The 22,359-nt window shown below is 36.0% G+C and carries 20 protein-coding genes and 1 tRNA gene; 11 read left to right on the top strand and 10 right to left on the bottom strand.

Annotated features, from left to right (window positions below):
• Positions 1-44 precede the first annotated feature (44 nt).
• The 7 genes from QPL79_RS01270 to QPL79_RS01240 are packed head-to-tail and all read left to right on the top strand — an operon-like array spanning position 45 to position 6,173.
• Positions 45-527 carry an ATP synthase subunit C-like protein gene (locus tag QPL79_RS01270; RefSeq protein ID WP_285272974.1) on the top strand — a complete coding sequence of 161 codons (483 nt, stop codon included), beginning with the start codon at positions 45-47 and terminating at the stop codon, positions 525-527.
• A 7-nt stretch (positions 528-534) separates the two neighbouring features.
• Entirely contained in the window at positions 535-1,128 is a 594-nt protein-coding gene (locus QPL79_RS01265) for a V-type ATP synthase subunit E (RefSeq protein WP_285272973.1), read from the top strand.
• Positions 1,129-1,134: 6 nt separating this feature from the next.
• A complete protein-coding gene (locus tag QPL79_RS01260) occupies positions 1,135-2,007 on the top strand; it encodes a hypothetical protein (protein WP_285272972.1) in 873 nt (290 codons plus the stop codon).
• A complete protein-coding gene (locus tag QPL79_RS01255) occupies positions 2,004-2,348 on the top strand; it encodes a V-type ATP synthase subunit F (protein ID WP_285272971.1) in 345 nt (114 codons plus the stop codon). Before QPL79_RS01260 ends, QPL79_RS01255 begins: the two co-directional genes overlap by 4 nt.
• A 6-nt stretch (positions 2,349-2,354) precedes the next feature.
• Positions 2,355-4,130 (top strand): V-type ATP synthase subunit A, encoded by a 1,776-nt coding sequence (locus QPL79_RS01250; RefSeq protein WP_285272970.1) that lies wholly within the window; start codon positions 2,355-2,357, stop codon positions 4,128-4,130.
• Positions 4,130-5,539: a V-type ATP synthase subunit B gene (locus tag QPL79_RS01245; RefSeq protein WP_285272969.1), complete on the top strand. Its 1,410-nt coding sequence runs from the start codon at positions 4,130-4,132 to the stop codon at positions 5,537-5,539. The genes QPL79_RS01250 and QPL79_RS01245 overlap by 1 nt, the downstream gene beginning before the upstream one ends.
• 22 nt (positions 5,540-5,561) lie before the next feature.
• Positions 5,562-6,173 (top strand): V-type ATP synthase subunit D, encoded by a 612-nt coding sequence (locus QPL79_RS01240; protein WP_285272968.1) that lies wholly within the window; start codon positions 5,562-5,564, stop codon positions 6,171-6,173.
• Here QPL79_RS01240 and QPL79_RS01235 read toward each other — a convergent pair.
• A complete protein-coding gene (locus QPL79_RS01235; RefSeq protein WP_285272967.1) occupies positions 6,144-7,964 on the bottom strand; it encodes a hypothetical protein in 1,821 nt (606 codons plus the stop codon). The two genes, QPL79_RS01240 and QPL79_RS01235, sit on opposite strands and share 30 nt — an antisense overlap.
• Before the next feature lie 430 nt (positions 7,965-8,394).
• Here QPL79_RS01235 and QPL79_RS01230 point away from each other — a divergent pair, with 430 nt between their 5' ends.
• Positions 8,395-9,318, top strand: coding sequence for an AEC family transporter (locus tag QPL79_RS01230; RefSeq protein ID WP_285272966.1), 924 nt, complete (start codon positions 8,395-8,397; stop codon positions 9,316-9,318).
• A gap of 41 nt (positions 9,319-9,359) precedes the next feature.
• On the opposite strand, the gene QPL79_RS01225 is transcribed toward QPL79_RS01230, so the two are convergent.
• Genes QPL79_RS01225 through QPL79_RS01215 form a run of 3 tightly spaced genes read right to left on the bottom strand, consistent with a single transcriptional unit; the run spans position 9,360 to position 14,167 of the window.
• Positions 9,360-10,478 carry a hypothetical protein gene (locus QPL79_RS01225; protein WP_285272965.1) on the bottom strand — a complete coding sequence of 373 codons (1,119 nt, stop codon included), beginning with the start codon at positions 10,476-10,478 and terminating at the stop codon, positions 9,360-9,362.
• A gap of 53 nt (positions 10,479-10,531) precedes the next feature.
• Positions 10,532-11,881, bottom strand: a complete 1,350-nt coding sequence (locus QPL79_RS01220) for an FAD-dependent oxidoreductase (protein ID WP_285272964.1) — start codon at positions 11,879-11,881, stop codon at positions 10,532-10,534.
• A 57-nt stretch (positions 11,882-11,938) separates the two neighbouring features.
• Positions 11,939-14,167, bottom strand: coding sequence for a glycoside hydrolase family 31 protein (locus tag QPL79_RS01215; protein WP_285272963.1), 2,229 nt, complete (start codon positions 14,165-14,167; stop codon positions 11,939-11,941).
• A gap of 187 nt (positions 14,168-14,354) precedes the next feature.
• Between QPL79_RS01215 and QPL79_RS01210 the strand changes: the two genes are divergently transcribed.
• The gene (locus QPL79_RS01210) at positions 14,355-14,639 is read left to right on the top strand and encodes a hypothetical protein (protein WP_285272962.1); all 285 of its coding nucleotides are present in this window, start codon (positions 14,355-14,357) and stop codon (positions 14,637-14,639) included.
• 5 nt (positions 14,640-14,644) lie between these two features.
• On the opposite strand, the gene galT is transcribed toward QPL79_RS01210, so the two are convergent.
• The 4 genes from galT to QPL79_RS01190 form a co-directional block, all read right to left on the bottom strand.
• Complete coding sequence (galT, locus tag QPL79_RS01205) at positions 14,645-15,634, bottom strand: galactose-1-phosphate uridylyltransferase (RefSeq protein WP_285272961.1); 990 nt, start codon at positions 15,632-15,634, stop codon at positions 14,645-14,647.
• Positions 15,635-15,642: 8 nt separating this feature from the next.
• Positions 15,643-16,917, bottom strand: a complete 1,275-nt coding sequence (locus QPL79_RS01200) for a GHMP family kinase ATP-binding protein (protein WP_285272960.1) — start codon at positions 16,915-16,917, stop codon at positions 15,643-15,645.
• A gap of 185 nt (positions 16,918-17,102) precedes the next feature.
• Positions 17,103-17,981: a class I SAM-dependent methyltransferase gene (locus QPL79_RS01195; protein WP_285272959.1), complete on the bottom strand. Its 879-nt coding sequence runs from the start codon at positions 17,979-17,981 to the stop codon at positions 17,103-17,105.
• 148 nt (positions 17,982-18,129) lie between these two features.
• Positions 18,130-18,205 (bottom strand) — tRNA-Gln (locus tag QPL79_RS01190).
• Positions 18,206-18,383: 178 nt separating this feature from the next.
• On the opposite strand from QPL79_RS01190, the gene QPL79_RS01185 reads away from it, so the two are divergent.
• Entirely contained in the window at positions 18,384-19,832 is a 1,449-nt protein-coding gene (locus QPL79_RS01185; protein ID WP_285272958.1) for a type II/IV secretion system ATPase subunit, read from the top strand.
• A gap of 1 nt (position 19,833) precedes the next feature.
• Here QPL79_RS01185 and QPL79_RS01180 read toward each other — a convergent pair whose 3' ends face one another.
• Together QPL79_RS01180 and QPL79_RS01175 are read right to left on the bottom strand one after the other, a co-directional pair.
• The gene (locus QPL79_RS01180) at positions 19,834-20,559 is read right to left on the bottom strand and encodes a 50S ribosomal protein L2 (protein ID WP_285272957.1); all 726 of its coding nucleotides are present in this window, start codon (positions 20,557-20,559) and stop codon (positions 19,834-19,836) included.
• 32 nt (positions 20,560-20,591) lie between these two features.
• A complete protein-coding gene (locus tag QPL79_RS01175) occupies positions 20,592-21,029 on the bottom strand; it encodes a 30S ribosomal protein S19 (protein WP_285272956.1) in 438 nt (145 codons plus the stop codon).
• A gap of 300 nt (positions 21,030-21,329) precedes the next feature.
• Here QPL79_RS01175 and QPL79_RS01170 point away from each other — a divergent pair, with 300 nt between their 5' ends.
• The gene (locus QPL79_RS01170) at positions 21,330-22,355 is read left to right on the top strand and encodes a 50S ribosomal protein L3 (protein ID WP_285272955.1); all 1,026 of its coding nucleotides are present in this window, start codon (positions 21,330-21,332) and stop codon (positions 22,353-22,355) included.
• Positions 22,356-22,359: the final 4 nt, after the last annotated feature.

Raw genomic sequence — 22,359 nt, 5'->3', positions numbered from 1 at the left:
ATAAGCTTTTAACCTCAACCTTGCTTAAGCTTTTGGGGTATGAAATGAGCGAGGTATTAGCATATATAGGGCCTGGACTTGCAGAAGCATTAGCATCTATAGGCTCCACAGTCGGAATATACAAAGCTGTTGCAGCAGGAATTCCAATAATATCTGAGGACCCTGCGCAAAGGGGTAGAGTCTTTGCATTGGCATTTCTACCAGCTACACAAACAATGGTTTATGGATTTATCTACATGCTTATGATGTATAGTGCCTTTTTGCCAAGCATATATAGCAAATATCACTCTTCAATACCACTAAATATTGCAGGTGCAGTATTTGGAGTGAGTCTTTTCGTAGGTTTTGCAGAGCTTGTTTCAGCATGGATGCAGGGTAGGGTGTGTGCTGATGGAGCTGCTCAACTAATAAAGAGTCGTGGCGCAGTATTTGCTCCTACAATAATTTTGGCTGCTTATGAAGAGCTTTTCGGGATTCTCGGAATGGTGTTTGGCATATTAATGGCCTCTATTATAGCTAGTTGGTAGGAACTGTATGAGTGTTGAGGATTTGAGAAAAGCTGTTTTGGAAAAAGCTAAGGCTGAAGCAGAATCAATTTTGAGAAAAGCTGAGGAGGAGGCTAAAAGAATTGTTGAAGAGGCTTTGAAGAGAAAATCAGCATTGGTTGAACAGAAAAAAGCAGAGATATTGGCTAGGCTAAATCCAGATGCTAGAGTAGCTGAGTGTAGATACAAGGCCAGAATTATATTAGCTGAAGCAAAAAGCTCTATTATTAAGGAAATTAGAGAACTTGTTGTTAATGAAATAAATGCTTTGTCTTCTGATAAGAGATTGGATTCTATTAAAAAGTTGATTGATGAAAGTATTCAAGAGGTTTTCAATACTATTGGCAAAGTTGATAGCATTGTAGTCAAGGTCTCGCCGAGAGATATCGAGTTTTCTGATACGATTAAGAAATATGTTGAAGAGTTTTATAAAATAAGGGTTGAGGGTGTTTATGAAGCAAATATTGTTGGGGGTATAATAGTTGAGTGTATGAATGGAGATGTAATCATTGATAATAGCTATGATGAAAGATTGGAAAGGGTTCTTAGAATTATGATAACGCAAATATCAAAAACCATGTGACGAAAGATGAAAACACAATATAAAATGAGTAGAGAAAGCATAAAATCAGTTATAATAACTTATTTAGATAAGAACCCGAAACTTGAGGAGGCTTTACAAATAGCTCTAGAGAATCGTTTCATAGACTTGCCATCAATGTTAACAAGATACAACTCAAGAACAGAATACATGAATCTTCTATCTGCAAAAACTGTTGAAGAACTTGACAAAAACCTTGTTGAGCTCACAAAAAATGAGCTAAGCTATATCTACAACCTTCTTCCACAACCCTATGAAAATTTTTTCAAATTCTTCCTAGCTTTCTATGATCTTGACAGAATACACCAAGCTATTATAAGTAATAAGTTTCCCAATGTAGCAACAACTTTTTTCAACCCTGAGTACCTAAATGTTTATTCACATTGTACAAAAGAGAAAACCTATGATTGTCTTTTGCAATCGTTCATTCAAAGCATTAAAACAAGTTTGGAGGTGAGCACACCACAAAAAATATTTGAAGAAGATCCTTCCAAGGCTTTTCAATGCATAGCTTTGCTTGTTGCTATAAACTATGCAAAGCACACATCCAATTTGGAGAGACTTGGCATTGCATTTTCACATTCATTAAAAGACTTTCTTAAACAAATAACTTCTAACTTGAAAATAGATGGCATGTTATCATATATGCTTGAAAGTTCTGTAAACCACATGATTAGCATATTTAGGTCTCAACCATCTAAATCCACACTACATGAAGCTAACTATGTTTATTACAAATGCAGAGATATCTTGCTATTTTCTCCTCAGGTAATAGATCTCTTGACACTGTATTTAGTGAATAGATATTACGAAATTCGTGTTTTAAGATATGTGTTTCCAGTGTCTTGGGTGATTAAATGAGTTTGCCAAAAGAATTTGTTAAAGGCATTTGTGCCATTGTTAAAAAAGAGTTTGAGCCTCTTATGAGAATGCTAGGCATTAAAGAGGTTTACACTGTGAATAACTGGGGTGAAGCAAAGAATTTTTTAGACAAGCTTGCTACACGCAATGACTTAGCCATTGTAGCAGTTCAAAAAAGTTTAGTACCAGCTGAAATAAGTTTCATAGATTTGAACTTGCAAAGACTATATCCAATTGTGGTGCTTATACCTGATGATAAAAAAGATTTATTTGAATCTTTAAAAGTTTTTTATAGAGAACTTATTCGAAGATATATAGGTTATGAAATTCATTTAGAGTGATAATCTATGAGTGAAAGAGTTGGCAAGATATATAGAATTGCTGGTCCTCTTGTAGTAGCTACTGATATACCAAATCCAATGATGTATGAAGTTGTTTATGTTGGTAAAGAAGGGCTTATTGGAGAGGTAATAGCTGTTAGGGGAGAGAAGATATATATACAAGTTTATGAGGAGACAACAGGTCTTACTGTTGGTGAAAAGGTTGAGGCTACTGGAAGGCCTTTGTCAGCAGAGCTTGGACCTGGGCTAATAGGATCTATTTATGATGGGCTTCAAAGACCTGAGAAAGACATTGCTAGGTTACTAAATGATATATTTATTAGAAGAGGGGTTAAGCTTCCATCACTTGACAGAAGCAGGAAGTGGTATTTTGTGAAAGAGAGAAGTGTTAATGTTGGTGACAAGGTTTATCCAGGAGATATTATAGGCTATGTCAATGAGACTCCACTTGTTAAACACTACATAATGATTCCACCTAATGTTAAAGGCGAGCTTAAATGGATTGCTGATGATGGTGACTATGCTGTTGAGGATACAATAGCAGTTGTTTCTTCTGGTCAACAAGAATTCAATGTCAAACTTTATCACATTTGGCCTATTAGAATTCCAAGACCCTATGTAGAGAAGCTAAATCCTGTAGAGCCCTTGGTTACAGGTATTAGGGTTATAGACCATGTTTTTCCAATTGCGAAAGGAGGTAAAGCTGCTGTTCCAGGTGGGTTTGGAACAGGTAAAACTGTTTTGCTTCAAGAATTGACTAAGTGGAGTCATGCTGATATAGCAATATATGTTGGCTGTGGTGAAAGAGGTAATGAAATGTCAGATGCCTTAACAAGTTTTCTAAAGCTTATGGATGTTAGAAGAGGAAGACCAATGATGGAGAGGTCTGTTTTCATAGCAAATACAAGTAATATGCCTGTTGCAGCTAGGGAAACAAGTGTGTTTCTGGGTATAACAATTGCTGAATACTTTAGGGATATGGGCTATGATGTAATAATAGTTGCTGATTCTACTAGTAGATGGGCTGAGGCTATGAGAGAGATAAGTGGTAGAATGGAGGAAATGCCTGGTGAAGAGGGGTTCCCAGCATATTTAGCAAGCAGGCTTTCAGAATTCTATGAGAGAGCTGGCAAGGTTAAGGCTCTTGGAAAACCAGAGAGATTTGGTAGTGTAACTATATTTGGTGCTGTTTCACCACCTGGAGGAGACTTTAGCGAGCCTGTTGTTAGAAATACTGTTAGATATGTTCAAAGCTTTTACGCATTGGACTATGGACTTGCAACAAGAAGGCATTTCCCTGCAATTAACTGGCTTACAAGTTATAGTATGTATGTTGATTTTGTTAAGGAGTACTGGGATAAGGTAACAGATGGTAAGTGGAGCAAGTATAGATTAACAATGCTGAGAATTCTTCAAAGAGAAGCTGAGCTAAGCGATATTGTTAGGCTTGTAGGTCCTGAAGCTCTACCTGAAGAAGATAAGCTTGTTCTTGAAATAGCTAGAATTATTAGAGAGGGCTTTCTACAGCAAAGTGCTTTAGATCCTGTTGATGCCTACTCGCCGCCAGAAAAAGGCATTGTGATGATGGAGGCTATAATGGAGTTTTACAAAAAAGCTTTAGAAGCTGTTTCAAAGGGTGTTAGCGTTTCTAAAATAAGAGAGTTTAAGAGTAGGTACATGCTTTATCAGCTAAAGTTCTATTCCATAGATGATTTGAAGAAGCTTATTCCACAATTTCTTGAAACTCTAAATCAAGAATTTGGTTCTTTGGTGAAGCACTAATGTCTAAAGCCGTTGAGATTCCCAAGCTTACTTCGAAAGCAAGCAAGCAGATTATAGGTACTAGAGGAGCTTTGATATTTGTAAAGGCATTGGGTGGAATAAGATACGGGGAACTTGTTGAAATAGATGTTGATGGGACTACTAGACTGGGGCAGGTTATAGATGTTAGTAAAGATGTTGCAATAATACAAGTTTTTGGCACCTCATTAGGTATTACTACAGGAAAAACTGTGATAAGATTTCGTGGAGAAACACTAAGCATTCCTGTGTCTTCTGATATGCTTGGAAGAATATTCGATGGCCTTGCCAGACCAATTGATGGTGGTCCTTCAATAGTTCCTGAAGATTATCTGGATATACATGGAGAGCCTCTGAATCCAGCTATAAGAGTTCCACCATCGGAGTTTATAGAAACAGGTGTTTCTGTAATAGATGGTATGCTAACTCTTGTTAGAGGACAGAAGCTACCAATATTTTCTGGTTCTGGATTGCCTCACAATAGATTGGCTATGCAAATAGTTAGACAAGCTGCTGTGAGAGGAAGTGGTGAAAAATTTGCTGTTGTATTTGGAGCTGTTGGAGTAACACATGAAGAGGCTATGTACTTTCTCAATGAATTAAGGTCCATGGGTGCACTAGACAGGACGATAGCCTTCATAGCACCAGCCTCAGCATCAACTGTTGAGAAACTTGCACTGCCTAGAACAGCCTTAACAGCTGCAGAGTTTCTTGCATGGAGATATGATATGCATGTTTTGACAATATTGACTGATATGACGAACTATTGTGAGGCATTGAAGGAAATTTCAGCTGCTAGAGAAGAGGTTCCTGGTAGAAGAGGATACCCAGGCTATATGTACACAGATCTGGCTACAATGTATGAAAGAGCTGGTAGAACAGCAAGTAAGAAGGGTAGCATGACAATAATGCCCATTCTAACAATGCCTGATGACGATATCACTCATCCAATACCTGATTTAACTGGGTATATAACCGAGGGGCAAATTGTTTTATCTAGAGATATGTGGAGAAAGGGTATATACCCACCTGTTGATGTCTTTCTCTCACTATCTAGATTAATGAAGGAGGGTATAGGGCCTGGAAAGACTAGAGAAGACCATAGAGAGGTTTTTGCACAGCTAATGGCTGCATATTCTGAGGGAACTTATTTAAGAGAACTTGTTACTATTGTTGGTATAGAATCTCTTACACCAAGAGATAGAAAGTATCTGGATTTTGCTGATGAGTTTGAGAAGAGGTTTATTAACCAAGGAGAGTATGAAAGAAGGCCTATAGAGAAAACACTTGATATTGCATGGGAGCTTTTTGCAATGCTGCCAGAAGATGAGCTTAGACAAATAAGACCAGAAACTATCAAGAGGTATCATCCAAAGTATAGAGGGAGCTAGACTGAGCAGCGAAATAATTAGATTGCCAAGACCAACAAAAATAGAGCTTATAAGACTTAGAAGAAGACTTGCATTAAGTAGAAGAATCCACAGAATTTTAAGAGATAGGCTAACATTTCTTTTGCAAGAATTTTACATAGTTTTTAGAAAAGCTTATGATGCTAGACGCAAACTCCATGAAATGCTTAATGATATTTACAATGATTACGCATATGCTGTTGCACTACACGGTTTAGAGACTCTCAACGAGGGTGCTCAAACTATTGGTGAAGTGGCAGAGGTTGTTGCATCTACTAGAAACATCATGGGTGTTGTAGCACCATCAATGGAGGCTTCATCCATACCACTACACACACCAGCTTTACCAATTGAAGTATCCAGTATTCAGATGAGACGCAAAGAGTTCTTAGAAACATTGATTTCTGTGGCTGAATACGAAAAAGAGTTGATAGAGCTTGCAATAGAAATTTCTAGAGTAAAGAGAATTGTTACAATGCTTGAAAAGGTCTTGATCCCAAGACTCTTAACCACAATAAGATACCTTATGATGAAATTTGATGAAATGGAGCGAGAAGAGAAAGTTAGAAGTATGAAGGTAAAGGCATTATTGCTTCAAAGAGCTGAGAGCATGTAAAATAAAACTAACAAGCTTTTCTGTAGAGCCTGCTGGAATTCCAAGTCGATAAACCCTAGCAATTTTGTATTTATTGTTGGAGGCTAGCATAGGTGTAAAGCCTTTTCTATAAGCATTTACAACATATTCAATATTATCATCGATTACAACTGCTTTTGCGTTTTCATAGCCATTTATGCATTTAAGGTACATAGCAATTTTTTCTGGGCCGACATCACCATCTCTGCCAACTATGTTATCAACGTATTTTGCAATACCAAGCTTGTTAACAACCAATTTTGCGACTTTGAAACTTTGTTTTGTTGCTACACATACCCTTGTCTCTTCAGCAAGTTTCTCTAAAAGATCTCTTGGAACATACAAGTTATTCTCGCTAAGTTTCTCTAAAGATTTTAGCTCCTCCTCTTCAATGATATTGGATAACATCTTAAACTTCTCGATATCTGTTCTCCAAAGCCTCACCATAGCTCTGTTTATAGTTTCCCACTCCATTACTAGTCCAAGTCTCATAAGCCTTGCTCTAACACTTCTCCATTGCACTGGAAGTAAAGTTAGTGTTGAATCCAAATCGAATATAACAACTCTTTCAAAACTATTCACAAACTGCATAAACCTTTTAATCCAATATCTAGACTCATTCCTAGCACTTTCTAAATATGCTCTCCAGTTGCTAGACTCTCTACCAAATCTTTCAATAGCCTTTAAAATCTGTACTAAGTTTTTTGCAGGATCCAGAAAATCAGTATCGCTGTTCAGGGGATTCATAAAGATGTTTTTGGCCATGTAAAACCATGTTGAAGGTATTTTAACTAAGTATCTCAACCCATCTAAACCCCATATAAACTCTCCTCTACTAACTTTTAAACTTCCTGCTAGTTCCCTTGCCTTCTCAACACCATAGATATAAGCAGAAACAAGTATTGCTGGAAAGTGATATCCCAGAGTTACTGATAGATCTATGCTTCCCCAGAACTTGGGATTTATTTCAATAACATAGTATGTTCCAGACTCATCAACATATCTCGTTTCAATCATTATAATGCCACTCCAATTCAATGCTCTAACGATTCTTCTTCCAATAGCATATAGCAACGGGTCTTTAACAGGTCCTTTAGCATATAGACTTGCACCCCCAATAGGCAAATACTCAACAACTCTTTGATGTGTGAATTCAATAATTGGCTCGCCATTGAATGCCAAAGCGTAATACCCTCTTGCAACACCTTCAACATATTCTTGAACAATACATGGAGCTCTTTCAAAAACCTCTTCAGCTGCTGATTCATAGTCTAAATGAAATGTTGAATTTGAGGCTTCTCCAAGATCTTTTACAACAAGTGGTGGAAGTAATTCATAGACTTTTTCAAAGCTATGTCCATTATCTATAAAGACTTGTTTAGGAAACATAGCAATACTAGCTAATTTATCAACAACTCTAACTCTATCAGAAGCTAAAACAATATCTTCATAACTTGGTGCTGCAACAGCTATTTTCAATTCACGAAACATGTCAACATACTTAGAAAAACTTGTGAAATCAGCATAGTCAACAGGTACAACAACTTCACAGCCATTCTTATAAGCAATTGAAGCAACTATATAAGGCCACACAACACCTCTTCTATCAACCCTATAAAAATATTTGTAGTCAAAAACACGTGAAAATATGTGTGGATGAAAAGTGTGAGAAATGCCAACAACTTTCACATTCAATAAACTTTTTATAGACTTAGCTATTGCTACAGATTTTCGAGAAGCTATAGAAGCTACTACAACACATTTGCTTTTCAACAATTATCGCCATAAAAAAGCTAATCAAATGCTATTAAAAATGTTTCTAACTCTAATCACAACATCAACTAATTTAAAGATGTTGTAATAACTTTAATATTATATTCAGAAAATAAAAACTTAAAAACTTTTCCATTGGTAACTACTTCAACTTCTAGGAATGAATATACAATGGTATCATTTAAAATTAATTGAATTACATAAAAAGCAAAACAACAGGTGTTTTCGTTGAGAAATATAGGGTTTTTACCTTTATCCATTGATCTGCTGATTAATCCTAAATTTAATTGGGTTAATGAAAAGCTAAGAACTTATGTTATTAATCAGTTTAGGTGTTTCACATCACTATTCAGTGTGCCGCAAGATCATCACATAGCTAACCATTTCACTTCTTGTCACTATTGAAAACATCTAGTTTGTTGTGGTTAAAATGAGTCTTTTTGAGCTTTTGATAATAATTCTATTCATGCTGCTGGGTTACGCCACATCTAGAATTAGAAGCAAATTTGTCAATGTATTTATTGATGTTCTTAATAAGTATCTTTTCTATGTAGCTGTTCCAATTACTATAATTATGAAAATAGGTTTCATGCACATAGATTACCAATTTGCATTATTGATATTTATTTCTTTACTTCACATCTTTTTAATATTTGGAATTTCCTTTTCATTGATTAGACTAGTTGCAGAGCTTATTGAGGCTTTTTCAGCATCTTTATCACTTTCAATGCCAAACTCAGGCTATTTAGCAATACCTCTTGCAATAATACTATGGAGCAATAGCATATATGTTATACCATATATGATCGCATTCAACATAGTGTTGCCAATCATAACACTTTTTCTAGCATATATAACAGCGAAGAGAGGTTATGATAAGAAAACTTATTTGAAATCCATACCAGTATTTACAGCACTTATTGTTGCATTAACTATAAAAATGTTTTTAGACATTGGCTATAACGCTATTGTTGAAACAATAGACTTTGTTATTTCACAATCATTTTACTTATCATTTATTTTAATAGGAGAGGCCATGGGCAAACTAACTGTTAAAACATTTAGGAAAAGCACTAAAATCATTCTAATTTCGTTTTTAATAAAATACGTCATTTCCCCTCTTATCGCAATTTCACTAGTTCACACAATTTTAGTTAAAGCTAGTGAAAATTATTTGTATGTCCACGGCATCATACTCCAAAGCTTAATGCCACCAGCCGTTACAAATGTTATATTAAGTAAAATATTTAATTTAGATGATGAACTAGTAGCCCTGCTTTTGGTATTGCTAACACCAATCTCAATAGCTATTTCAATAGCTTTAGGAGCTACAATACTACCTAGACTGGTATAAGAATCATCATAAACAGTTATGTAGCTTACCTAACAATGATATTATCTATAGCTAATGTTCCTTGGATCTATATAAACATTCAACACCATTTCCACATAATTGTTTTTACTCATGATATTGTCTAAATGCAGAAGACCTGTTATCATATATGGCTCCACATACTTGATAAAGTCTTTGTATGGTATTTCAACAGATCCTATTCTAGTCTTGCAGTTTTCTCTATCTATTCTAACATGTGTTGATATGTAAATGTATTTAGCTCGAGCAAATCTCCTTCTGGCATTTCTAAACATTAATGAATATATGAATTGATTATTCTTAATCTCTAGATCTTTAAGCAAGTTATTGGCTGTGTTAAGCATGTTCTCTAAGAATTTTTCTTTTTCATTTTCAATTCTAATGAATTTCTTTAATATGTGTGATCTCAGCTTAAAAAATCTGTATATATTGCTTACTAAAAGCAGCACCTTTTCCCCAACACTATTTCTATCATGAGTAAATATGAGTGTTTTGTTGCATAACTCAATTCTTCTATATCTAACACCAAATCTGTTTAACATTTCCATGTCTACATTATTAAAATATTTTTCAAAGACCTCTTCATCAATATTTCTTGTTATTAAAAGAAAATAGGTGAATTCATTATATAGAGGCAAAAGCATTCGTAGAGATGTGTACAAACCTTTTAATACTCTAATTATATGAAGAGGGTTGTTCAAAAGAGTATTATAATCTTTTTCAACAATGACTGAAACATCTATATCCGGTCTTGCAATACCTGAACCTCTATATACCTCCGCTAATATCAACATAAGCACTTCGAGTTCTTTGATATAGGTTGATGCATCAAAAGAAAGTGATGTTTTTTGCAATGCAATCTCACATGGTATTCCCTTTGCAATATTTTTTACTGCTTCAGAACATTGAAGACAGCTTACCCCAAAAAAGTCCTTGAATATTTCTTGAACATCTCTCCAATGCCCTATGGTATCTTTTCCTATAACTCCTGCAACAATTTTTCTTGTTTTAATATCAGAAGAACTCATTGCAAGTTTGTTGTATAACCCCACTATTCTTTCACAATAACCCAGTGCTCTTCCAATATCTCTTCTAAAAAACTGCTTCCATTTTTCGCTATGTGAAATATTGGGTATGAGCATAAAATCACTGCTTTTCTGTAAACCTTGTTAAGCAATTTAATTGATAATTAGTTTTAGAAACGCCCATGAGATAAAACTCTAGCTGCTACTATTAGTGGATGCCAAACAGGTGCAACTGCTGGGTGATAGCCTATATCGGCAAAGAATAGATCGTCAATAGTCATACCCTTTTCTACAGCAAGAGCTGCAACATTTATGTATTCAGCAACCGCTTCCTCCCAACCTATTATCTGCACCCCAAGAATTCTACCACTACCAGACTCTACAATCATCTTGATTAATGCGTAAGAGCCCTTTGGATAGTAATGTGCCTTTGTTCTCACCTTAACTAATTTGCTTTCTACATTAAATCCATGCATTCTAGCCTCTTCTTCGCCCAAACCAGTTCTAGCAATGAACATATCAAAAAACTTTGTTATAGCTGTTCCAACAACACCGGGAAACCTCAGAAACCTGCCTAAAACACTATTTGCACCAGCAACCTGACCTTCTTTATTCGCAGCTGGCGCAAGTGGGATCCAAACTCTTTTGCCAGTTACAATATGTTTTTTCTCAGCAACATCGCCAGCAGCATACACATCCTCAATATTTGTTTCCAAAAATTCATTCACATCTATAGCACTTGTAATACCTAGTTTGATACCGCTTTTCACAGCCAGTTCAACATTTGGTTTCACACCTGTTGCTAAAATCACTAAATCAGCATCATAAACATTCTTATTTGTTGCAACAGCTTTCACAGAATGATTTCCAATAATCTCTTTTAGCGACTCTGAAAGATGTAGTTCAACTCCTTTTGACTCAACCTCCTTAGCCACAATATCAGCCATATCACTGTCGAGAGTCTTTGGCAGTAGCTGAGCTTCTTTCTCAATCAATATAACCTTCTTACCCAAAGCAACAACAGCTTCGGCCATTTCCAATCCAAGATAGCTACCACCAACAATAGCCACAGTCTTAGCACTTCTAACAGCTTCATATAACTCATCAACTTGTGCAGGATGCCTAATAACATGAACATTTTTTGCATCCACACCATCTACTTTTGGCTTTGCAGGTATAGCACCTGTTGCAATAACTAGCTTGCTCCACTCAATTGAAAACTCCTTACCATTTCTCTCCAACACAACAACTTTCTTATCAACATCAATGCTCTTTGCAACAGTATTAATGAAAACCTTTATCCCTCTTTCACGTTCAAATTCCTCAGCAGTGTAGGTTACAAGCATTTTCTTGTCTTTAACAATACCCTCAACATAATAAGGAATTGCGCAAGGGCCGTGGGTAATCATATTAGATGCTTCAACAAGAATTACCTCAGCTGAGGGATCAAGTCTTCTTGCTCTTGATGCTGCTGATGCCCCTGCTGCGCCACCACCAATAACTACAATTCTTTTAGTCATTTTAGGCACAAAACATATAAGGTTTGGAAAAGTAAAAAAGCTGTTTCATAATGAAAGCTAGAGTTTTAGCTCAATTTCCTTACCATTGTACTCAATTTCTTCATCAGGTTTTGACTCTTCAACACCTACTCCCTTACCTCTGTCAACAATCACAACCTTAAATTTAATAGATCCAATGTTAAACAAACCTCTTTTCTCGCTTATCACAAGTTTATTTTCTTTTTCAATCCATTTAATTGGTATTAATGCATAAAGCCCTTTTTCATAATCATATGTTTCCCCATCATCTATATATAATGTAAATTCGCCATCCCTACCTCTATACACTCTCAACTCAATTTCATTTCCATACTCGTTAGAGCTCTCAATAGTTAGTGGTGCAAGGGGTAATACGGCACCTGCTCTAACATGTAATGGTATAATGTTTAGTGGAGCATTAACTCTAGCTCTTCTACCTCCAACCAGCTTTTCTCCAGTCCAAAAATCATACCATGTGCCATAAGGTAAGTAAATCTCTCTATCGAATGTTGATGGTATTGTAATAGGTGAAACCATTATGAAGGGCCCAAACATGTATTGATCATCTATGTTGTAAACATTTTTGTCATTTTTAAAGTCCATAACAAGTGGTCTCATAATGGTATAGTCTTGGCTGTAAACCATCCAAGCCAATGTGTATATGTATGGCAAAAGCCTATACCTTAGCCTAATAAATTTAACAAGAATCTTCTCAGTTTCTTCACCAAATCTCCAAGGCTCCTTTGGATAATAAGTTCCATGAACTCTAAATATTGGGCAAAAAGCCCCCCACTGGAACCACCTAATAAACAGTTCTCTATATCCATCAGTATCTGGATTTCCACTGAAAAAGCCGCCTATATCAGTTGTCCAGTATGGCAAGCCAGACATGCTATAGTTTAGCCCTGCCCATATCTGTGTTCTGAGTGTTGTCCAATCTCCTGTTATATCACCACTCCAATTAACAACACCATGTCTTTGAATGCCAGCAAAGCCTGATCTAGTTAATATAAGTACTCTCCTATTCGATGTTTTTCTCTGACCTTCGTAAACAGCTTTTGTTTCAAGCAAAGGATATATATTGAGATATTTGATCATTTTTCTCCCATTACCTATGTCAAGAGTTTTTTGCCATGTTGAATAAATTAGACGAGGCATCACCTCCGGTTCTGATGCATCTAGCCACCAACCATCTATGCCTATGCTGTAGAATACTTCATTTATTTTTCTCCAGAACCATTCTCTACATTCCTCCTTGAAAACATTTATAAGGCCAAAATCCTCTGCACCACCCTCCATTATACAGCCCATTTCCTCAGCTTCTCTATATATCTCAGTTTTCTTTTCAAATATTGGCCAAATAGATATCGCTATTCTAATATTTAGTTTGTGTATTTCCTCAACCATTTTCTTTGGATCAGGATAATACTTTTCATCAAATTTGAAGGCATTCCACCCATAGTCTCCCCAGTATCTCCAGTCTTGAACAATTATATCAATAGGTATTCCCCTCTCTCTAAATGTTTTAGCTACAGAAACTATTTCCTCTTGAGAAGCGTAACGCTCTTTTGACTGCCAATAGCCAAAAGCATATCTGGGTAGCATAACTGCTTTTCCAGTTAACCATCTATAGCCAGCTATCACCCTATCTAAATCAGGTCCATATATAACATAGTAGCTTAGGTAATCACAAGCCTCGAACCACACCCTAAGAACATTTCCTCTAGACTCTACAACACCCATTGAATAAACATCCCACAAAATCCCGTAACCAGAACTAGAAACAACAAAAGGCACAACAATATCAGTATTTCTTTGCGCTAGATAAACAGTTCTATCCCTGTAATTAAATGTTGCATGAGCTGAATAACCAGCGTGCTGACCAAAACCATGCAAAACAGAGTCAGGTTCTATTTCAAAGATTTGTTCGAAAGTGTAAAACTCCTCGCCGTAAAGCTTTTGCTTAACAGCTCTTCTACTAACTTCCTTAATTAAAAAACCATTAAATCTAATTTCTATGGTATAATCCTTTGTATCAACATAAACACTAATTTCATTAGATGAAATAGCAACAACATTTCCAACTCTTTCAATACTAACATTAACTTGCTTAGGCTTTGCAACAATAACAAAGCTGTGAATATACCATGAAGAAACTGGAGCATGGGTAATACGAACGATGTTGCTATCGAAAAACTCTATAACAACCTTTCCTACATCAAAAGGCACTTCTACACCATTCTCAAGTATTTTTACATCTGCAGACATAGACCATACCCTAATCATCTAGATTAACTGCAAAACATTTTTTATATTTTTGCCTATCTTTCAGATTTCACCAAAGAACGGCTTTAACATTAAAATATCTTTAAGATGCAAGGTCGACTAAATATTGTATGGAATCGTAAAACTTATAACTCCTTTTAGAGATGTATAGATGTTGAGGTGTAGAGTTGTGGTTAAGGTTGAAAAGGTTGTTCATGTAAAGGATGAAACAGCATTTTTAAGCAAGGGCATCAAGGCACTAAGATATTCAACAGTTGCAAAACTACTTAGAGTTTTCAAGAATCCACAACTAGGTGCAGAATTGTCTGAGGTGCTAGATAAAGGACCTGTGTACATAGTTAAGTTCAAGAATTACACAGTTGTTGTCTTACCAGATAGAACTCATGTTCTAGAGGCTAAGTCAAAAGAGGAAGCAGAGAGTGTTGTAGAGGAACTAGCAAAAACTGTTGCATAAAAATGTTACAAGCTGTTCTCATTTAAACACTCAATAATTTTTTTCTTCAACTTCTGCGCATTTAATTCTGGAACAGAATCATATGTGAAGTTCCCTCCACCTGTTTCCATGCCTGCAGCATACTTTAACTTGTTTTCATCACGCAATATTCCATAAATTTCAATGTGAAGATGATAAAAGCTGCAATCGCCTTTCAAGGGGCTTTGGTGAACAGCCATTATATATGGCATTGGTTTTGAGAATAGCTTCTTTAAGCCACACAAACTATGCTTCAGTATTTTAGCGAGGTCTACAATATCTACTTCGGACAATTGGGTGAGGAGCTGGATATGTTTCTTTGGATATATGTGTATTTCAAATGGCCAGTGAGAGTAGAATGGCATGAATGCAACCCAGTTTGTGTTTTCCAACAGTAATCTTGTTTTGTCTTCAACTTCCACTTTTAGTATATCGCAAAAAAGGCATCTTCTATTTTTCTCCCAATATATTTTAGCATTCTCTATCTCCCTCAGTACTCTTATGGGGGTAAATGGTGTGACATATATTTGGCTATGTGGGTGTGTAAGCGAGACACCTATTTCCCTACCTTTGTTTCTAAACCATAGAAAATACTCGGCATAATCTTTTTTCATTTCCTCTTTCTGCTTTTCAATAACAAGCTCAATAACATATTTTATTTGTTCAAGAGGTAAATCACTTAAATCGTCTAAGTCATGCTGAGGGGTTTCTACAACAACATAACACTTTCCACTAGCTTTTGCAGTTTTGTAGAATCTGTGAATAGATGGATTAGGCGGATTTTCAATTAGCATGGGAAACCTATTTTCAAGTATAAGCGCTTTCCATCCATATCCTGTTTCAGGAGTTCCAGGGCAGAAAGGGCAAAAAGATGTTGGCTGCCATGGTCTTGCACTTCTAATATTTGAAACCATTATCCACTCTCCTAGTGTAGGATCCCATCTAAGTTCCATAACAAGCTCTTCACTATTTGACATAGTGTGCATCACCTATGGCGAGTTATGCCCCTATCCACTTTTACGATCCAGCCCCTGGCTCCGATACCTCTTGAGAGAATGTGATTAAGTGCTTTAGAAGCTGTTTCAGAGTCTCTGAAAAGTGCAATAACACATCCTCCTAGGCCTGCTCCAGAAAGTTTTGCTCCTAAAGCACCATTGCTTATAAATTCATCAACAATTTTATCGAGTTCAGGTAGACTAACATCGTATAAGCGACTAAGTAACTGATGTTGATGAGTCATTATGTAGCCAATTATATCTACTTTGCTTTTACCTACTATCTTCCTAGCATCCTCCTCACTTACTTCAAGTACTTGAGCAATTTCTGTAGATGAGGGTTTATAGCCTTTAAGAATCTTTATTGCCAACATTGTTGATTTATGGGCTTTAATAGTGTATAGTATTCTGTTTCGACTCTTCTCCTCCAATTCATTTAAATATGGTTTAAGTTCCTCAATTGTTAAAGAATCCCATTTAGGTTCCCAATACCTGTACCCAAGCTTCTTTCTCAAGGATTCTGAAGCTATTGACATGAGTTTTTCTAAACCCATCTCTATTTCTTTTTGTCTTTTTGGATGAATATCTGCTGTGCTATGTCTAATGCCACTATCAATAACAGCAAAAATTCCCTCACTAAACTGTATTGTTTCAACATTATATGGTGGAACAGTTTCAATTACAGATACATTGCCAAAAGCAGCACCATACTGATCTAGTCTTCCACATGGAATATTTAAAACATCATGTTCTGCAATATAGGCAAGCTCGGCAATGTCTTTTACACTAAGATTTAAGCCGTATAACTCATTTAATGCTGCTATAAAGGCTACCACTAGTGTTCCACTGCTTCCTAATCCAGAGGCTATTGGAACCCAGCTTCTTATCCAAATCCTTGCACCACTGTTAATAACATATCCTCTTTGTTTAAGTGCAATAATAGCTGCTCTTAAGTAATTTCCAAACCACTTTTGCTTAGAAACCAATTCAAGTTTTGATAAATCAATTCTATCAAAGTAATCGGATCCCTCATCTCTTAAATTACCTGAAAAAACCTCTATGAAACTACCTTCAAATCTCTTTCCAGCAACATAAGTCCTTAGATTAACACCAACAGACACAACAGGAAGGCCCTTGTAATCCTGATGCGTATTCAAAAAATCAAGACGACCTGGAGCAGATACAACAACATCTGGATCAACATTAAACATGCTATTAAACTCTTTAATAACAACATCAACATCTTTATTAAATCCATATGACATTAAAATGCTTCACCCCGAGGCATTGTTTTACCATATCATTGAATCATTATTAGCCTGCCTAAAAATATTTTTTATTCTTCATACCAATGACACAATAAATACCCTCGTGACATGCTTCTATTTAATGCAATAGCATTGAGGTTTCAATTTTAGCAAGCATTTATAGTACTTATAATACAGTTACATCATTGCTTCTTGTATTTGGATTTTACTATAGCATCTACAGTAACATGGTATTTTCTTGGTGCTACACCCCTTATCACATGACCTCCAAGAGTTTCTACAACAACACCAAGTTCTTTTGCATGTAATTTAATAATGTCATATGCTTTTTGCATAGCTTCGTGCTTATTTTGTGCTTCTACAAATAGATGTGGATGCAGATAACCACCTATTTTTACAGCACTTAGCGAGACTTTGAATGCATTTTCAAAAATATCTGGATAAGGCATTAATATTCTGTCAAATTCTTCATGAAATGTTGGTGTAATCAATAATGCATCTCCATGTATAACCTCGTTGAATGCATCAACCTTATTTAACTCGATGTTTATTCTAGCATATTTTGCAGCAAATTCGTTTAAATCTATTGAAACTACATAAAATGGTTTAGAATACCTAGATATTATTATGCTATAAGGGCCAAATCCAGCAAACATGTTTAATATCTTCTCATTTGCTTTAACCATTTTCGCTATTCTGATGTGGTCAAAACCTAAAACAGGAGATATGTAAACTTTTGTAAAATCCACTTTGAATATACAGCCATGCTCTTTATACATTGTTTCACTCTTCTTTTCTCCAGCAATATGAACATACTCTCTAATTCTTTCAGAGCCTTTTACAGGTGATGTTGCAAGCCAAACACTTTTTATATATGGAAGCTCTCGTAGAATTTCTTCACCAATTGCTTTGTAAACTTCCACAGAAACATCAAAAGCACGCCTAATAATCACTACATCTCCTACTATCTCAATTCTTTTCCAAAGCATATCAGCAAAGCTGGGTCCAAGAACCTTTTCGGCAATTCTTTTAATTAATGGTTTTCTACTTTGAGAACCCATTGAAAATAGCACCAAAACACAATTAAACTATTACAAATTTTACGTTATCTGTTTAACTGATGCCATTGCCATTAATTCTGATCAGCATTTCCGGCTTTCTTCATCGAGAACACTCATAAGACCCTCTGATCATCATTAATTGTGTTGTTGGTAGCCGGGCGGGGATTCGAACCCCGGTCACGGGGGCCAAAGCCCCGCATCCTTGGCCGCTAGACGACCCGGCTACTGAGTTTCTATTTATGTTAATAATAGGGTTATAAAGTTTTTGTTATCAACAATTGCGAATTAAAACAACAAACTTCATATCTATGTTATTCATTATTTAAATTATCATAGTTTTGCAAATCAATTTTTCGATATACGTTATTTAAATAATGTATTTTCTTTCGGAGGTGTCTCACTTTGAATTTTTTAATAAGAATGCGCAAGGCCTTTTCTAAAAATAATTCAGTTAATTTTGTTGTGAAGAATCTAAGATATTTGAGAATTGAAAATATTGATGATATTTGTTTGGATGTTTTAAGGAGATATAGTGTTGGAATGGCTGAGGTAATAATATGTGTTGATAAGCATGGTATTGCAAGGTATTTTGTAAACGAGCCTTTAGTTGATGAAGTACTTCTTAACGCATATAACAAGATTATGAGCTACTTGTATACTTCTTACTTTAGCTTAGAATCATTTGAAGAAATTAGAAAAGCCGTTGAAATAGTTGCTAGTGAAATTGGTCTTGGAATGGTTCTTCGCAAATACTATGATACACTAATGTATTATGTTTATAGAGATAGCAAGGGATATGGCATTCTAGATGTTGTATTAAATGATGGTGGAGTTGAGGATGTGGAGCTTTCTGATTGGAGAAAACCTGTAACTGTTGTTCATAGAGATTTTCTATCGTATGAAGCTCTTGTAACCAATATTCATTTTCAAAGCGAGGAAGAGGCAAAGAACTATATAGATAAGCTAGCTATAAAATGTGGCAAATCCGTATCATATGCAAAGCCAGAGCTTCATGGAACTCTTCCAGAAGGCTATAGAGTTGCTGCCACATTGGGTAACCCAATTAGTTCAAGTCCAACATTTAATGTTAGAAAATTGCCAAATGTTCCAATAGATGTTGTAAAACTTGTTAAACAAGGGGTTATAAACTATGAAATAGCTGCATTAATGTGGCTAGTTAATGATGCAAAGCTTTTTTATGTTGTTGTTGGTGGAAGTGGTAGCGGAAAAACAACACTACTAAATGCTTTTTTGCAGTTGTCAAACCCAAATTGGAAGATAGTAGTTGTTCAAGATGTGCCAGAAATTAAGCTTCCATTAAGAACTAGGTTCATACAATTCTATGGCGAAGACTCTGATGAGTTACTCCAAAGATGTTTCACAGCTCTTAGATACAGACCCGATATTCTAGTTGTTGGTGAAGTTAGAGGACGTGAAATAATTGCGCTTGTAAGAGCAGTTGCATCTGGTTCAGGTTCTGCAACAACATTTCATGCATCAGCGCCGGAAGAGTATGAATTAGCAGTAAGAGGTCTTTTACCACGAGACCTATACGTAATGCTCTCCCTAAATACTGCACTAATGGTACTTGTTTCAAGAATTCGTAGAGGATATAGCATTGAGCGAAGAGTATGGAAAATATTTGAAAGAGTTGATGATGGATGGAGAGAGATATACGATATGAGTAGGGGTGGATCAATTCTAAGCAGCTATATTATTAAAAGACTTGCAAAAAGATTAGATAGAGATGATGTAGAGGCTGAGTATGAGTATAGAGTCAAGGTACTGGAAAATTCAGGTGAAGGTTATGAATCAATTGAAAGAATACTTAAAAGATATTATGGTCTTTAAACTAGTGAGCTCCCTTCTTTCGACCTGTTCTTTTAGCAGATATGTGCCCAACTTTTCTTCCTGGTGGAGCTCTTCTCGATATTGTTGTTGGCTTTGACTCACTTTGATGCGAGCCTCCACCATGTGGATGATCAACAGCATTCATTGCAACACCTCTAACCCTTGGCCACTTTCTTGCCTTTGCCCTCCACTTGTAGTATGCATTACCTGCTTTTAACAATGGCTTTTCTAGTCTACCACCTCCTGCAACCATTCCAATTGTTGCTCTTGCATCAAGCAACACTGTTTTTTGTTTTCCACTTGGCAAAGTAAGTATTGCATGTGTAGATGTTTTTCCAGTTACTATGGCATATGATCCTCCACTTCTTACAAGCTTGCCCCCATCATATGGTCTCAACTCTACATTGCATACCCTAGCACCTTCAGGAACATTTCTTAAAGGAACTATATTACCATTTGCAATACTTGCACCAGAACCTATTTCAATTACTTGTCCTACTCTCAATCCCTCAACTGCTACATTATAAAACTCTTCACCATTTTCAAGCTTTATCAAAGCTATTGGTGCACTTCTTCCAGGCTCATGAATTATGTCAACAACTATTCCCTTCAATGTTTTATCAGGTGGCAGATATGGGTATTTAACAGGAGCTATTTTTTTGTGTTTTGGGCTTCTGAACTGCTGACCTCCTCTACCCATCCTTTGAACGAGTATTCTCTTACCCATGCAAAGCACCTACTGTATAATGATAATAATATTTATTTAAGTGCAACAAATAACGTGCTTCTAGTTGCTTTAAGTCCTGGTTCACCATGCTTTACCTGCTTTGTTGTTGGTGCAAACTCTCCTAGATAGTGCCCTATCATTTCGGGAGTTATTTTAACTGGAACATATTCTTTGCCATTGTAAATAGATATTGTTAGACCAACCATAACAGGTAGGATGATCATATCCCTCACATGAGTTTTTATCACGGTTTCTTTGCATTCATTTACAAGTTTTTGTCTAGCTTCAATAATTTTCTCAAGAAGTCTTCTATGCCTAGCTGAAAATCCTCTAGTTAAACTTCTTCGTGCTCTACTATTCAAAAACTTTACAAGTTCATCCATAGGCATATCTATTAATTCTTCTAGACCTTTTCCTCTATATCTAAACTTTTTCCACTCTACTGGCAATTCCCAGCATTGCTTACTCATGCTATTTCAACACCTTATAGCTGAAACAAATAAAGATGATACACAGTTTATAAGTAAATATTAAACCTTGACAGAAATCATACTTTATAAAAGCTTATTAGCAGGGTTTTGTATTGATTTCTCAAGTAATGTCACAATAATAGTGTAGTAAAATATTGTGATTGAGGTTTTGCGGCAATGGGTGGTAAGCAAAAAACAACACTTTTCATGGTAAAATCAAGTAGTTCGCAACAGGGAGAAGGGTCTAAAAAACAGCAAAAAGGTAAAAAGCAATAAGTTTTTGCAGTAAGGTGAAAAGCGTTGGCACATAGAAAGACAAAAGCACCAAGACGTGGAAGCCTAGGTTTTAGACCAAGGAAAAGAGCATCAGAATTTATTCCACGTGTGAGAAGCTGGCCTTCACCTCAACTCGATACACCAAGACTTCTGGGTTTCTTGGGCTATAAAGTCGGTATGTCACATGTTATTCTTGTAGATGATAGACCTGGAACCCCTACGTATGGTAAAGAAATATTTGTTCCAGTAACAATAGTTGAAACTCCGCAAATGATACCAATAGCTTTAAGGGTATATGGCGTTAATGAATATGGTGGTCTAGGACTTTTAAAAGATGTTTGGATAGAGCCTCCAAAGGAGATAGAAATCTGGAGAAGAATACCAACATATAGACCATCAGCAAATATTAATGATAGAATAGAGTGGATTAAAAATAACACATCTTTAATAAAAAGAGTTTCGCTTGTTCTTGCAGCTAATGTTAAAACTGTTGGGGGGTTAAGTAAAAAGGTGCCAGATTTAATAGAAGTTACTGTAGGTGGTGGAGATATTACTCAAAGAATTGCCTATGCATTAGATATTCTGGGAAAGACTATAACCGTGGATAGTGTTTTTAGTCCTGGCCAATTTATTGATATTATAGGAGTTACTAAGGGCAAGGGATTCCAAGGAGTTATTAAGAGATTTGGTGTAAAGGAGTTGCCAAGATGGCATAAACATAGAAAAGGTAGTAGAAGAGTTGGTAGCAGAAGCCCAACAATTGGTGCAATGTCTGAGGTTCCTCAACCAGGTCAAACGGGCTTTCACAGAAGAACAGAATTTAACAAGAGAATCATTGCTATGGGCGATGATGGATATGCTATAACACCTGCTGGAGGTTTTCCACACTATGGCATAGTAAAGTCGAAATGGATAATGATTTGGGGGAGCTGCATTGGAGTTCCAAAAAGACCACTTGTTTTGAGATGGCCCATTAGACCACCAAGATGGGTTCCAACTCAACCACCAAAAATTGTTTATGTAAGTTTAGAAAGTAAAATAGCTGGTTGATTAA

This window comes from Ignisphaera cupida (genome assembly GCF_030186535.1).
GTDB lineage: Archaea > Thermoproteota > Thermoprotei_A > Sulfolobales > Ignisphaeraceae > Ignisphaera > Ignisphaera cupida.
The sequence above is the reverse complement of the archived record's forward strand: the minus strand, read 5'-3'. Positions and strand labels throughout refer to the sequence as shown.